Origin of the sequence: Pararhodospirillum photometricum DSM 122 (genome assembly GCF_000284415.1) — a bacterium.
In the GTDB taxonomy this organism is placed as follows: Bacteria; Pseudomonadota; Alphaproteobacteria; order Rhodospirillales; family Rhodospirillaceae; genus Pararhodospirillum; species Pararhodospirillum photometricum.
The window spans coordinates 390,701-404,630 of record NC_017059.1 but is presented as its reverse complement, the minus strand read 5'-3'; the positions used below and the strand labels follow the sequence as shown (position 1 = coordinate 404,630).

Genomic DNA, 13,930 nt, shown 5'->3' with positions numbered 1-13,930 from the left:
AAGGGGGAACAGGACAACGCGACAAGAAAAAAGCGAGGAACGAGGGGTCTGGAGAGGCCCCGCCTCCCCAGCCTTCCTTTTTTCTAAAGCGCCTACTCGCCTTCCTCCAAGCCCATGGCCTTCTTGGCGCGCTTGAGCCCAAGATACACCACCAGGAGCACCACCGGCACGGCCAAGCCGGTGACCACGGTATCGCTGACCTCAAGAACCCCGGCCCCTTTCAGTCCCTTGGCCAGATAGCCGACCAGCCCCACCATGTAATAGCCAATGGCCACCACCGAGAGCCCTTCGACGGCCTGCTGCAAGCGCAACTGCAAGCGGGCGCGATGATCCATGCTTTCCAGCAGTCGCTGATTCTGGGCCTGAAGATCGACCTCGACCCGGGTGCGCAGCAAACTAACCACCCGCGAGCCTCGGGTGGACAGGGCCTCTGTGCGGTCGGCGACCGACTTGCAGGTGGTCATGGCCGGGGTCAGGCGGCGATCCATGAACGCGGAGAAGGTCAGTCGCTCGCCCAGGCGTCCTTGGCGCAGATCTTCCAGCCGTCGCACCACCAGTTGATAATAAGCCCGCGAGGCGGCAAAGCGGTAGGAGTTGGTGGTGGCAATGGCCTCGACCCGGGCGGTCAGGCTCGATAACTCCCGCAGTAGATCCGCATCCTTTTCCAAGTTGGTGGGATCGGCCATGCGTTGGGCAATGTCGGCCAGGGCCAGGTCGATTTCGCGCAACACCGGGCTGGCCTCACGCGCTTGGGGCAGGGCCAGCAAGGCCAAGGCGCGATAGGTGTTCATTTCAATAAGGCGCTGCACCGTGCGGCCGGCATGGGACGGCAGCAGATTCACATCTCGCACCAAAAAGCGAATAAAGCGGTCGGCATCCAAGCGCAGGTCGGAATAGGCCTTGGCCGCGCCTCCGCCGACGGCGGCAGCGATCAAGACATTGCCGGAAAAATGACGCAGGCTCAGTTCTTCCGGGGAATGCTCGGGTTCATCCTGCGCTTCCAAGACGATGTGCACCCCGGCGAGGACCTCTCCGGGCAGGGTTGCCAGCCAGTCGTCAGGAACCGCCGTGAGCGGCGGACGCTCAAAAGGCATGTCACCGGTGCGGCCGCGTCGGACGAAGGCATAGGAGCAAAACTCGGTATGCCGCTCGAACCGCACCACCAACCCCCCTAGGTCGGTGGTGAAATGATTGGCGCCCGTTGTGGGGGCCGAGGCTCCCATGCGAGCGCAGAGTTCGGCCAAATGCTCAATGGCGCGGTTATTGTCCTCGCCGGTCAGGACCGCAAACTGGGAAATCTGGGCCGGTGCTGTGATTTCATCGGCGGCGCGGGTGTGCAGCTCGTTGGCCAGCACATCGCGCAACGGGTGTTCCTTAAAGGCGCTCATTCCCTATGTCCCCCGCACGGCGGCGACAAACCGCCGGATATGCTCGGGATCCTTGATCCCCGGCGCGCTTTCCACCCCACTCGACACATCCACCGCCGGCGCCTTGGTCTGCTTAATCGCCTCCGCTACCGTTTCCGGCGTCAGGCCTCCGGCCAGCACCCAAGGCAGCGGCGCCTCCCAGCCCTCCAGCAAGCTCCAGTCAAAGGCCTGGGCGTTGCCGCCCGGCCGATCGGCCCCGGCGGGCGGCTTGGCATCAAGCAACAGGCGGTCGGCCACCCCGGCATAGGCCTGGGCGGCGGCTAGGTCTTCGGCGCTGCCCACTGGCAGGGCCTTCATGACCTCAATGCCAAACTCCAGGCGCAGGGCTTCGACCCGCTCCGGGGTTTCCTGGCCATGGAGCTGGATCAAGTCGAGGCGCACCGCGTTCATCACCGCATTGACGGTCTCGTCGTCGGGATCGACAAACAGCCCGACCCGCAAAGGGCCGCCCTCGTCGGGATAGGGAATGGCGTCGAGAAGCTCGGCGGCGCGCTCCGGGGTGACAGCGCGCGGCGAGGGGGGAAAAAAGACGAAGCCGATCATGTCCACCCCGGCTTCAACGGCGGCATCCACCCCGTCTTCCTCGGTCAGGCCACAGATCTTGATGGCAGGCGTGGTCATACAACGGCTCCTTCGGCCAGATCGTCTTGAATGCGCCGGGCCGCCGCGCGCGGATCGGGCGAGGCGGTGATGGGCCGGCCAATCACCAAGACCGAGGCCCCGGCGGCCAGGGCCTCGCGCGGGGTGGTCACCCGCTTTTGGTCATCGGCGGCCGCCCAGTGGGGACGCACGCCCGGCGTGACCAGCAAAAAGTCGGGGCCCAGATCGGCCCGCAGGACCGCTGCCTCCTGCGCCGAGCACACCACGCCGTCCAAGCCCGCCTCGGCGGTGAGGGCCGCCAAGCGCCGCACCTGATCGGAGACCGGCCCGGTGATCCCGGCCTCGGTGATGTCGGCGTCGTTCATGCTGGTCAGCACGGTGACCGCCAGCAGCCGGGGCGGCGTGATGCCCAGGCGCGCCGCCTCGTCTTGCGCACTGGCCTGGGCCGCTCGCATCATGGCGCGACCGCCCAGGGCATGAACATTCAACAAGGCCGGGGCCAGCGGCATGACCGAGCGCACGGCACCAGCGACCGTGTTCGGGATGTCGTGAAACTTGAGATCGAGAAACAAGGGAAGGTCGCCGGCCTTATTGACCTCGCGCACGCCTTTGTGACCGTTGCGGGCGAAAAACTCTAGCCCCACTTTCAGACCGCCCACATCGTCATGCAAACGAGCGGCCAGAGCGGTTGCTTCGCCGACATCGGTGGTGTCAAGCGCGACATAAACAGGATTGGCGCGTCCCAGGATCACGGATCAAATAACCTTCCGACTAATGGGGGATCTTACAGTGCGTGAAGTCGGCCCCCCTCCCCCGTTGTCAAGGGGTCATCAAGGACCGAGGGGTCTGGGGAGGCCTGCCTCCCCAGCCTTTCCTTCTTATTGAGCAGCCCGCGCCGCCTTCTCGGCGGCCATCTCTGCCGCCTTTTTTTCCACGAGCGCCACGAGGTGATCAATCATCTCTTCATTGCCAATGGTGTGGGCCCGCTCGCCGCAGAGATAGACCTGATTTTTGGCGTTGACGTTGGCCAGGGTCCCGCCGCCAGTCAACCCGATCTGGGTCTCACGCGCTTCGCCGGGGCCGTTGACCACGCAGCCCATGATCGACAAGGTCACGGGCTCTTGAATGTGCGAAAGCCGCTCCTCCAGCAGTTCCACCGTCTTGACCACGTCGAAGCCCTGGCGGGCACACGACGGGCACGAGACGATGCGCACCCCGCGATGGCGCAGGTCCAAGGTCTTCAAGATCTCGAAGCCGACCTTGACCTCTTCCTCCGGCAGCGCCGACAACGACACGCGCACGGTGTCGCCAATGCCCTCCCACAACAAGGCGCCGATGCCGATCGCCGACTTGACCGTGCCGCCGCGCAGGCCGCCGGCTTCGGTGATGCCCAGGTGCAAGGGATAATCGCAGGCCGCCGCCAAGGCCCGATAGGACGCCACCGCCAGGAAGGTGTCGGAGGCCTTCACGCTGATCTTGAACTCGCGGAAGTCCTCGTCTTCTAGCAAGCGGGCATGCTCCAGGGCGCTTTCGACCATGGCGTCGGGGCAGGGTTCGCCGTATTTCTCCAGCAACTTCTGATCGAGTGAAGCGGCGTTGACGCCAATGCGCATGGAGCACCCATGGTCGCGCGCCGCCTTCACCACCTCGCGCACCCGCTCGACCGAGCCGATGTTGCCGGGATTGATGCGCAAGCAGGCGGCGCCGGCCTCGGCGGCCTCGATGCCGCGCATGTAATGGAAATGAATGTCGGCGATGATCGGCACCGACACCTGCTTAACGATCTCGCGCAGGGCGGCGGTACTGTCGGCGTCGGGGCACGACACCCGCACCATGTCGGCGCCGGCCTCTTCGGCGCGGCGGATCTGGGCCACCGTACCCTTGATGTCCGTGGTCAGCGTGTTGGTCATGGTCTGCACGCTGATCGGGGCGTCGCCGCCCACCAGCACGGAGCCCACCCGGATCTGGCGTGAGACCCGGCGCTTGATGACACGGTAGGAACGTTCGGACATGGAGACACGCCTTTCGGGCAACGGAGAACGGACGCAGGCGACAGGAACGCCGGGACCGGCCCGCCGTTCCTGTCGCCTAGATAAAACCTTCAGCGACCCGACTTCAACCGGTTCGGATCGAGCCGGATCGTCCCCCCGGTACTCAGGCTGGGGGCCCGTGCCCCATCCACATAAACCTCCAGCGCTCCGGCATTGCTGACCGAGAGGGTCAGGCCCTCGCTTTCGGGAATGGCGTACACATCATCTTTGCGCAACAGGCGTCGCACGACCAGTTTTCCGTCCTTGCGCAGCATGATCCAGGAGTCGCTGGCGGCGCGCAGGACAACCCGCGCCGAGTGACCCATGGCGCGCACCGGCTCGGGGGCCGGTTGTCCGACCTCGGCCTCCGGGAGGGAGGCGGCGGGGACCGGCGCGGACGACGGTCCCGGTTCGGCAGGGGCTGGCGGGGTGGTCAGCAGGGGGGCCGCCGGAATCCCGGGGGGGGCTGGTGTTGGGGCCGGGGGAGCCTGCGGCGGTATTGTCGTTTTGGGCGTTGGTGTCGCCGTCGGAGACGGCGCGACGGTGGAGGTCGTCGGAGACGGCGCGACCGTGGAGGTCGTCGGAGACGGCGCGACCGTGGAGGTCGTCGGAGACGGCGCGACCGTGGAGGCCGTCGGAGACGGTGCGACCGTGGAGGCCGTCGGAGACGGTGCGACCGCGGAGGCCGTCTGGGACGGTGCGACCGCGGAGGTCGTCTGCGACGGTGCGACGGTGGAGGTCGTTTGGGACGGCGCAACCGTGGGGGCCGCCGTCTTCGTCCCAGCCGGGGGCGCAGAGGAAGAGGCATGAGGGCGCGACGGCGCCTGTTGAGGAGGCGTCGTCGGCGAGGCCGGAGATGCAACAGGCGCGGAGAAGGCAGGCGCAGGCGATGGGGACGCGGGCCCGGCAGTCGGAAGGGGGGTCCGCAGGGGGGCCATGGTCACAATCGGCGGCGGCGCTTCACTTGGATCCTCAGGGGCTCCCAGGGCAGGCGCGGCCCCTGCGTCGATGGGGGGAGAGGCTTCCATCGGATCGGGGGACGCCTCCGAGGGATCCTCGGCGTCGGGGCCCGGCGCGGTCTGGGCCGGGTCCTGGGAGGGTAAGGGGGAAGGCGAGGGCGAAGGGGGGAGCGGGGAAGACGCGGGCGACGCTTCCGGCGCGACGGGTTGGGGGCGGGAGCGGGCCCGACCAGGGCAGCCAAGTGCTCGGGAATGTCGGGGATCAGTTCGGCGACCGGCCGATCCAGGGATGACACCCAGTACCAAGCGCCATAGGCACACGCCGCCAAGACCAGGGCGAGGCCGACGAGAGCCCCGGCGGGGACCCCGCCTTCGCCCACCGGCATGGGGAATTCCAGATTGGTCGAGGGGGCCGGGCTCTGGCTTTCGTCTTTGTAGCGACGCACGACTTCCTCGGGGTGCAACCCAAGGTGATCGGCATACGCCCGAACGAAGCCGATGGCATAAGCCCCTCCCGGTAGGGAGTCGTAGTGCCCGGCCTCGATAGCCTCGAGATAGGCCCGGCGGATGCGCAGGGCCTCGGCCACGCGATCCAGAGGCTCGCCCAGCCGTTCGCGCGTTTGCCGCAGCAAGGCGCCCACGTGCCCGGAGCTTCCGCCACGATCGGATCTCGACTTGTCGGTGATGGAAGGTTCCAAAGGTGTCCTCGTCCCAGGAGAACCGCGTCAACGGCGCCTGTCCCGGCTTTGATGTCCGACGGGAATGTCCTTGCCCGGCGAGGCCATCCCTCAACGATCCAGGACCGGCTAGACCGGCTCACCGTAACGAAAAGGTCCCCAGGGCACAACCACCCTCATGCAAAGACCAAAAGAGAAGGCTGGGGAGGCGGGGCCTCCCCAGACCCCGCCAATCCTGGGGCTGTTGGGTGGGTCAAACCGGATCGGTGCGGAAGGTGTCGTCGCCCTTGGGCCGATCCCCGGAAATCATGGTGCCGGTGGCGCGGTAGTGGGCGGCCTCGGCGATGTTGGTCGCCTGATCGCCGATGCGCTCCAGGTTTTTGGAGACGAACATCAGATGGGTGCAAGCGGTGATGGTCCGGGGATCTTCCATCATATAGGTGAGCAGTTCGCGAAACAGGCTGGCGTGCAGCGCGTCCACTTCCTCGTCGCGCTCGCGAACCAGGCTGGCCAGGGCGTCGTCGGGCTCGCGGAAGGCGCGCAAGGCGTCGTCGAGCATGCCGATCACCAGATCGCCCATGCGCGAGACGGGGCCGCGCACCGGAAAGTTGGCGAGTTGGGTCAACACCGGCGCCCGGCGGGCGGCGTTGGCGGTGTAGTCGCCGATGCGCTCCAGCATGCCCGCGACTTTCAAGCAGGTGACGACGGCGCGCAGGTCGTCGGCCACGGGCTGACGCAAAGCCAGCACCCGCACCACCTGTTCGTTGACCCGGTATTCCAGCTCGTTCATCTCGTTTTCGTGTTCCAAGATGCGCGTGGCCATGGTCGGGTCGCGCTGAACCACCAAGGCGATGGTGTCCCGGGTCTGGGCAATGGCCAGCGCCCCCATGCGGTCGATGCGAGCATCCAGATCTCGCAAGGCCTCGTCATACGAGGTGACAATGTGGGCATCTTTCGAGACGGTCATGGGAGGCGTCCAGTTCAACAGAAGAACCCTGGGGTTTCTCCCTTTTTATCACTCTCCCGGCCCCGACGCAAAAGGCGAGCGCCCTTGGCGGGTGCGGCCTCTCCAGCTCGTCTTGTCTCACCGTCACCCGAGGGTCGGCTCATAGAGCGGTAAAAACAAGTTGATCGTGGTTCCCTTGCCAATTTCGCTTTCCAAGGTCATGGCGCCCCGATGGCGCACGACCACGTGCTTGACAATAGCAAGGCCCAAGCCGGTGCCGCCCATGGCGCGCGAGCGGGCTTTGTCCACCCGGTAAAAGCGCTCGGTCAGGCGCGGCAGATGCTCCTTGGCGATGCCCTCGCCCTGGTCGATGACACTGACCCGCAGGCACGGCGCGCGCACGGCGGCGGGCATGGCGGCCGGACCCCGCTCCACCTGCGTCCAGCGCACCACCACCGGCGTGCTGGGGCGTCCGTATTTCAGGGCGTTGTCGAGCAGGTTTTGAAAAATCTGGGTGAGTTGGTCGCCATCACCGATCACCACGACCGGGGCGTCTTCTCCCTCCAGGCGAATGTCCATGTTTTTCTCGCGGGCGCGGATCTCCAAAAAGCGCGCCACACCGCCAATCACCTCCCTCAGGTTGATCGGGTCCGAGGGGGGCGTGTGCTCCTCCATCTCGATGCGCGACAAGGACAGCAGGTCTTCGATCAACCGCTGCATGCGTCGGCCCTGTTCCAGCATGATCGCCAAGAACTGCTCGCGCGCCGCACTGTCCTCGCGGGCGCTGGTGGCCAGGGTTTCGGTGAACCCGATCAGGCTGGACAGCGGCGTGCGCAGTTCATGGCTGGCGTTGGCCACAAAATCGGCGCGCATCTGCTCCAGCCGGCGCAAGGCGGTGATGTCATGCAAGGTCACCATCACCAGCGAGCCATCGACCCCCCGCGCCGGCAGGCGGGTCGCCCGGACCTCGAACTCGCGTTCGACCGGCCCCGGCATCACCCAGGTGACTTGGCGCGAGGGCGCTTTTTCCAGCACCCCCTCGATGGCGTCGAGCACCCCGGGGTCGCGCAGAACCGTGGTGATCTCTTGGCCCGTCAGCACCCGGGAAAACAAGGCGCGCGCCGCTCCGTTGGCCCGGGTGATCAGGGCATCGGCGCCGAGCATCAGCAAGGGATCGGGCAAGGTGTCGAGCAGGCGTTCGTTGGAGGTCAGTTGCTCGCGCAAGGCCAACTCGCGCCGTCGCCACGAGCGGTCCAGATGCCGCCCGGCGTTGAGCAGGCTTTGCGCAATGTCCAGCCGGGCTGCCGGTTCGGGCGCAGGGTCTTCCCCCAAGTGGCCGGCCAGCCCGCGCAAATGGCGCGCCACCGCCAGCAGGTCGCGAAAGGCAAAGCGCAGAAGGAGGGCGGTCAAAAACCAGATCAGCAAGACCGACCCCACGGCCGCTCCCACCGAGACCCAGCCAAAAACCGCAAGCCCCAACACCGTGGCCGCCGCCGGTACGGAGATCATCGCCCCCGCCCGCATCAAGCGGCCGACTCCTGGTGTCTGGCGCTCCATTCCCGTTCTCCCTTGGGTCAAAGGATCCCGGGAAGCCCTCCTCCCCGGGGTCTTAGCGTCCCGCCTCGGCGGCGGCCACCGTGGCCATGTGCAAGATGTCCGACACGGTGGCATCCATGGGCACGATCTGGCAGGGCCGCGACAGCCCCATCAGGATCGGTCCAATGGCCGTGGCCCCGCCCATCTTTTGCAACAGCTTGGACGAGATGTTGGCCGAGTGCAGACCGGGCATGATCAGCACATTCGCCGGTCCCGACAAGCGACAGAATGGATACAAAGACAAAAGTTCAGGATCGAGCGCGACGTGGGCGCCAATTTCGCCCTCGAACTCAAAGGTCACCCGGCGCTCCTCCAAAATCGCCACCGCTTGGCGCGAGCGATCGGGGGTGCGGCCCACCGGCGCCCCAAAGGTCGAGTACGACAGCAGGGCCACCCGGGGCTCGTGGCCCATGCGCCGGGCCAGCGCCGCCGCCTGGGTGGCGATGTCGGCCAGTTCCTCGGCGGTCGGCGCCTCGTGCACGTTGGTGTCGGCAATGAACACGGTGCGCCCGCGCGCGATCATCAGCGTCACCGAGAACACCAACTCGTTGGGGGTTGGATCCACCACCCGCAACACGTCGTTCAAGCAGGAATGGAAGTGGCGCGTGGTCCCGGTGACCATGGCATCCGCATCCTCCAGCGCCACCATGCAGGCCGCGAACACGTTGCGGTCTTGGTTGACCATGCGCTGGACGTCGCGGTACAGGCTGCCGCGTCGCTGCAACCGGCGATACATAAAATCGGTATAGTGCTTGGTGTGGTAGGACAGCTTGGCGTTTTGGATCTCCAAACCGTCGAGGGTGGTGCCCAGGCCCAGGCTGGTGATGGTCTCGCGAATGCGCTCCTCGCGCCCAATGAGGATCGGCGTGCCATAGCCGGCGTTGCGAAACGCCAGGGCGGCGCGGATCATCTTTTCTTCCTCGCCCTCGGCGAACACCACCCGCTGCGGCCGGGTCTGTACCTCGGCGGCCAGGGCCTGAAGGCTGGCCGCCGTCGGATCCAGACGGGCCGACAGCTCGCGGCGGTAGCTTTCCATGTCGATGATCGGCCGGCGCGCCACGCCCGAGCGCATCGCCGCTTCCGCCACCGCCGGCGGAATGGCGGCAATCAGCCGGGGGTCAAAGGGCACCGGGATGATGTAGTCCGGCCCATAGCGCAGCCGCCGTCCGGCATAGGCCGCCGCCACCTCGTCGGGTACGTCCTCGCGGGCCAGCGCGGCGATGGCCTTGGCCGCCGCGATCTTCATCTCGTCGTTGATGGTGCGGGCCCGCACATCAAGCGCGCCCCGGAAGATGTAGGGGAAGCCCAGAACGTTGTTGATCTGGTTGGGATAGTCCGAGCGACCGGTGGCCATGATGGCATCTTGGCGTACCGAGCGCACGTCCTCGGGCGTGATCTCGGGATCCGGGTTGGCCATGGCAAAAATGATCGGGCGCGGCGCCATGACCGCGACCATGGCCGGCGTCACCGCTCCCTTGACCGACAGGCCAAAGAACGCATCCGCCCCGGCCAGGGCCTCCTCCAAGGTACGCAGCGGCGTGTCCTGGGCGTGGGCCGACTTCCACTGGTTCAAATCGGTGCGGCCGCGATGAACCACTCCCTTGGAATCACACAAAATGACGTTTTCGTGCGGCAGACCGACCGCCTTGACCAACTCGACGCAGGCAATGGCCGCCGCCCCGGCCCCGTTCACCACCAGCCGCACGTCGCTGATCTTGCGCCCGGTCAGGTCCAGCGCATTCAAGAATCCGGCCGTGGCAATGATCGCCGTGCCGTGCTGGTCGTCGTGGAACACCGGAATGTCCATCAACTCGCGCAGCCGGCTTTCAATGATGAAGCACTCGGGTGCCTTGATGTCTTCCAGGTTGATGCCGCCGAAGCTGGGTCCGAGATAGCGCACGCAGTTGATGAACTCCTCGACGTCGCGGGTGTCCACCTCCAGATCAATGCCATCGACATCGGCAAAGGCCTTAAACAAAACCGCCTTGCCTTCCATCACCGGCTTGCCGGCCAGCGCCCCCAGATCCCCCAGGCCCAGCACCGCCGTGCCATTGGAGATCACCGCCACCAGATTACCCTTGGCCGTGTAGTCGTAGGCCGTGCTGGGGTCGCGCGCGATCTCCAGGCACGGCGCGGCCACGCCCGGCGAATAGGCCAGCGAAAGGTCGCGCTGCGTGGCCAGCGGCTTGGTTGGATGAATCTCAATCTTCCCCGGACGCCCGGTGGAATGGAACAAAAGCGCCTCGCGCTCCAGATTGCGTTTGCTGTCGTTGACCATGGAGGCCTTGATCCTGAGTGGACAGAAGGGAAACGGCCCTCGCCGCTCGGGGGAAGGCGGCGTCCCCACACTCCCAGGAAACCACCAAGGAGGAGAGGAACGCGGACCGGACGTCGGGAGAGGGGCGGGACGGGATCACCAAGGCCCTTGGTCACGGCCGGCGAAAAACCGCCATCACGTACCAAAAGGTTGAAAAGCCATCCACCTCCCCACACCCATTATTGTGCCCGAGCCCAGCGCAAAAGCCTAGCCTCGCGTGCGTCGCTTGACCGAACGCGGTCGGGGGATTGGGAAAGAGAGAAGGCTGGGGAGGCGGGCCTCCCCAGACCCCACGGTCCGGCGGGCCCTTCGCGTCGAGGAATGCCCCAGGATCGGAGGGGTCTGGGGAGGCCCGCCTCCCCAGCCTTCTCTTTTCCTCTTGCCCGCTACGACGCCACGGGCTTTTTTCGCGGGGCCAGGATTGTTCACCGTCTCATCAGGATCAAGCCATGACCTCCGCTCCCGAGCCCGAGACCGCCGAGATCGGCGATGTCACGCCCATGATGGGGCAGTATCTGAGCTTGAAGGCCCAGAACCCGGACGGCCTGTTATTCTACCGCATGGGCGATTTTTACGAGATGTTCTTTGACGACGCGGTGGCGGCGTCGCGCACCCTCGATATTGCCCTGACCAAGCGGGGCAAGCATCAAGGCGCCGACATCCCCATGTGCGGCGTGCCGGTGCATTCCCACGAAAGCTATCTCGCGCGCCTGATCCGGGCCGGGCACAAGGTGGTCATCTGCGAGCAGATCGAGGACCCGGCCGAAGCCCGGCGTCAGCGCGGCGCCAAGGCGGTGGTGGCCCGCGCCGTGGTGCGCACCGTGACCCCGGGCACCTTGACCGAGGACACCTTGCTTGACGCCCGCCGGCCCAATTATCTGGCGGCCTTGGTCCGTCAGCGCGAGACCTTGGGGCTGGCCTGGGTCGATGTGTCAACCGGCGCCCTGGGGGCCCAGGCCCTGGACGTGGCCACCTTGGGCCCGGCCCTGGCCCGCTTGGCCCCGGGCGAGCTGATCTTGCCCGACACCCTGAGCGCGGATCCGGCTTTTGCCGAGGCGCTGGTGTCGGTCAAGCCGGTGGTGAGCCCCCTGCCCGCCAGCCGCTTTGACAGTGAAAACGCCCGCAAGCGCCTGCACGAGGTCTTTGCCGTGGGCGCCCTGGATGCCTTTGGTGATTTTGGCCGGGCCGAGATCGCGGCGCTCGGCGCGGTGATTGATTACGTCACCTTGACCCAGGCCGGGCGCTTGCCCCGGCTGTCGCCGCCGCGTCGGCTCGACGAAAGCGCGGTCATGGCGATTGATCCCGCGACCCGGCGCAATCTGGAGCTTTTCGAGACCTTGACCGGCGGGCGCAAGGGCAGCCTGCTCGCCACCCTTGACCGCACCGTGACCGGTCCCGGGGCCCGTTTGCTGGCCGAGCGTCTGGCCGCGCCGTTGACCGATCCCGAGGTCCTGAACCAGCGCCTCGACGGGGTGGCCTTGTTCGTGGGCGCAACCGAGGCCCGCACCGAGTTGCGCGGTCTGCTGACCGGCTGTCCCGATATTGCCCGGGCCTTGTCGCGGCTGTCGCTGGGCCGGGGCGGGCCGCGCGATCTGGCCGCCGTGCGCGATGGTTTGGCGCGGGTCCCGGCCCTGCGGCTGGGCATTGGCGCGTTGGGGGGCGGCCTGCATGCCCTACCGTCGGACGTGAGTAGCGCCCTGGCCGCCCTGGGGCAGCACGATGCCTTGGTCGATCTTCTGGGCCGGGCCCTGGCCGACGACCTGCCGGTGCTGGCGCGTGATGGCGGCTTTATCCATCCCGGGTTTCACGCCGGTCTCGACGAGGCCCGGGCCCTGCGCGACGAAAGCCGCCGTCTGATTGCCGCGCTTCAGGCCCGCTACGTCGAGGAGACCGGGATCAACACCCTCAAGATCAAGCACAATAATGTGCTGGGCTACTTTATTGAGGTGCCGGCCGGGCGGGCCGACCGCCTGATGGGGGCGCGCGGGGCCGAGGGACAGACCAATCCCTTCATGCACCGGCAAACCCTGGCCAGCCAGGTTCGCTTCACCACCGTGGATCTCGCCGACCTGGAGGACCGCATCCGTGGCGCCGCCGAGCGCGCCTTGGCCCTGGAACAGGACCTGTTTGCCGAGTTGCGCGACGCGGTGCTGGCCGAGGCCGAAGGGATCGCGGCGGCCGCCGACGGCTTGGCGCAACTCGATGTGCTGCTGGCCCTGGCCGAACTGGCCGAAACCGAGCGTTATTGCCGGCCGGTGCTCGATCGCTCACTGGCCTTTTCCCTGGTCAACGCCCGCCACCCGGTGGTGGAAGCGGCGCTCAAGGCTTCGGGCGAGGGGGCGTTTGTCGGCAATGCCTGCGACCTGGGCCCCGGGCAACGCCTGTGGCTGCTCACCGGTCCCAACATGGCCGGTAAATCGACGTTCCTGCGGCAAAACGCCCTGATCGTCTTGATGGCGCAAATGGGCTCGTTTGTGCCCGCCGATCAGGCGCATCTGGGGGTAGTCGATCGCCTGTTCTCGCGGGTGGGGGCGGCCGATGATCTGGCGCGCGGGCGCTCCACCTTCATGGTCGAGATGGTGGAAACCGCCGCCATCTTGCATCAGGCGACCGAGCGCTCCTTGGTTATTCTCGACGAGATCGGCCGGGGCACCGCGACCTACGATGGCCTCTCCATCGCCTGGGCCACCGTGGAATCCCTGCACGATACCACCCGCTGCCGGGCCTTGTTCGCCACCCATTACCACGAACTGACCGTGCTCGCCAAACGCCTGGACCAGTTGTCCTGTCATACCCTGCGGGTCAGGGAGTGGAAGGGCGAGGTGGTGTTCTTGCACGAAGTCGGGCCGGGGGCGGCGGATCGCTCCTATGGCATCCATGTCGCCAGACTGGCCGGCTTGCCCGATGCCGTGCTGGCCCGGGCCGAGGAGGTGTTGGCCACCTTGGAACGCGGCGATACCACGCCCTCGCCGGCTCGGCTGGTCGAGGACCTGCCCTTGTTCGCCGCCGCCCGTCCCCGCTCGGTGCCTGCGAGCGCGCCCCCTCCCCCAGTGCCCCCCTCGCCGGTCGAAGACGCTCTGCGATCCCTCTCGCCCGACGATCTGAGCCCGCGCGAGGCCCTGGACACCCTGTATCGGCTACGGGCTCTCCTGCGCTGAACGCAAGTTACCCAAGTAAAAAACGCAGATCGACCCGCCCCCTGCCCCCTGGAGGCGGGTCGTTTTCTTGAGGAAAAACGTCTTTAACGATAAATCGGGGTGTTTTTCGCCCGGAAGGACCGGTGCGGGAAGTCGGTAATAGGCTCCCTTATACTCTTATAAAGAGAAGTCAAATCGGGCACGGAGCGCGCCTTTTGAAGGAGGAGCCAGGCCTGCCGAT

Annotated in this window: 11 protein-coding genes; 2 read left to right on the top strand and 9 right to left on the bottom strand. The window is 66.6% G+C overall.

The window, feature by feature from the left end:
* Positions 1–92 precede the first annotated feature (92 nt).
* From RSPPHO_RS01730 to RSPPHO_RS20730, 5 genes are all read right to left on the bottom strand, one after another.
* Positions 93–1,388: a DUF3422 family protein gene (locus RSPPHO_RS01730; protein ID WP_014413570.1), complete on the bottom strand. Its 1,296-nt coding sequence runs from the start codon at positions 1,386–1,388 to the stop codon at positions 93–95.
* Between the two features lie 3 nt (positions 1,389–1,391).
* On the bottom strand, positions 1,392–2,048 hold the full coding sequence (locus tag RSPPHO_RS01725) for a phosphoribosylanthranilate isomerase (RefSeq protein ID WP_014413569.1): 657 nt from the start codon (positions 2,046–2,048) through the stop codon (positions 1,392–1,394).
* A complete protein-coding gene (gene pyrF / locus RSPPHO_RS01720; protein ID WP_014413568.1) occupies positions 2,045–2,779 on the bottom strand; it encodes an orotidine-5'-phosphate decarboxylase in 735 nt (244 codons plus the stop codon). The genes RSPPHO_RS01725 and pyrF overlap by 4 nt, the downstream gene beginning before the upstream one ends.
* Before the next feature lie 126 nt (positions 2,780–2,905).
* Positions 2,906–4,039 (bottom strand): flavodoxin-dependent (E)-4-hydroxy-3-methylbut-2-enyl-diphosphate synthase, encoded by a 1,134-nt coding sequence (ispG, locus tag RSPPHO_RS01715; RefSeq protein ID WP_041793713.1) that lies wholly within the window; start codon positions 4,037–4,039, stop codon positions 2,906–2,908.
* A gap of 89 nt (positions 4,040–4,128) precedes the next feature.
* Positions 4,129–4,383: a DUF4115 domain-containing protein gene (locus RSPPHO_RS20730; protein ID WP_242390551.1), complete on the bottom strand. Its 255-nt coding sequence runs from the start codon at positions 4,381–4,383 to the stop codon at positions 4,129–4,131.
* A 181-nt stretch (positions 4,384–4,564) separates the two neighbouring features.
* Here RSPPHO_RS20730 and RSPPHO_RS20725 point away from each other — a divergent pair, with 181 nt between their 5' ends.
* Positions 4,565–4,867 carry a hypothetical protein gene (locus RSPPHO_RS20725; RefSeq protein WP_242390550.1) on the top strand — a complete coding sequence of 101 codons (303 nt, stop codon included), beginning with the start codon at positions 4,565–4,567 and terminating at the stop codon, positions 4,865–4,867.
* Between the two features lie 130 nt (positions 4,868–4,997).
* Here the strand turns inward: RSPPHO_RS20725 and RSPPHO_RS20720 are convergent, their stop codons facing one another.
* The 4 genes from RSPPHO_RS20720 to RSPPHO_RS01695 all read right to left on the bottom strand — a co-directional run bounded on the left by RSPPHO_RS20720 (position 4,998) and on the right by RSPPHO_RS01695 (position 10,513).
* The gene (locus RSPPHO_RS20720) at positions 4,998–5,714 is read right to left on the bottom strand and encodes a helix-turn-helix domain-containing protein (protein ID WP_242390549.1); all 717 of its coding nucleotides are present in this window, start codon (positions 5,712–5,714) and stop codon (positions 4,998–5,000) included.
* Positions 5,715–5,946: 232 nt separating this feature from the next.
* Positions 5,947–6,660 (bottom strand): phosphate signaling complex protein PhoU, encoded by a 714-nt coding sequence (gene phoU / locus RSPPHO_RS01705; protein WP_041793712.1) that lies wholly within the window; start codon positions 6,658–6,660, stop codon positions 5,947–5,949.
* 123 nt (positions 6,661–6,783) lie between these two features.
* Positions 6,784–8,196, bottom strand: coding sequence for an ATP-binding protein (locus tag RSPPHO_RS01700; RefSeq protein ID WP_041793710.1), 1,413 nt, complete (start codon positions 8,194–8,196; stop codon positions 6,784–6,786).
* Positions 8,197–8,248: 52 nt separating this feature from the next.
* On the bottom strand, positions 8,249–10,513 hold the full coding sequence (locus RSPPHO_RS01695) for an NADP-dependent malic enzyme (protein ID WP_041793709.1): 2,265 nt from the start codon (positions 10,511–10,513) through the stop codon (positions 8,249–8,251).
* 488 nt (positions 10,514–11,001) lie between these two features.
* Between RSPPHO_RS01695 and mutS the strand changes: the two genes are divergently transcribed.
* Positions 11,002–13,710, top strand: a complete 2,709-nt coding sequence (gene mutS / locus RSPPHO_RS01690; protein ID WP_041793707.1) for a DNA mismatch repair protein MutS — start codon at positions 11,002–11,004, stop codon at positions 13,708–13,710.
* Positions 13,711–13,930 lie beyond the last annotated feature (220 nt).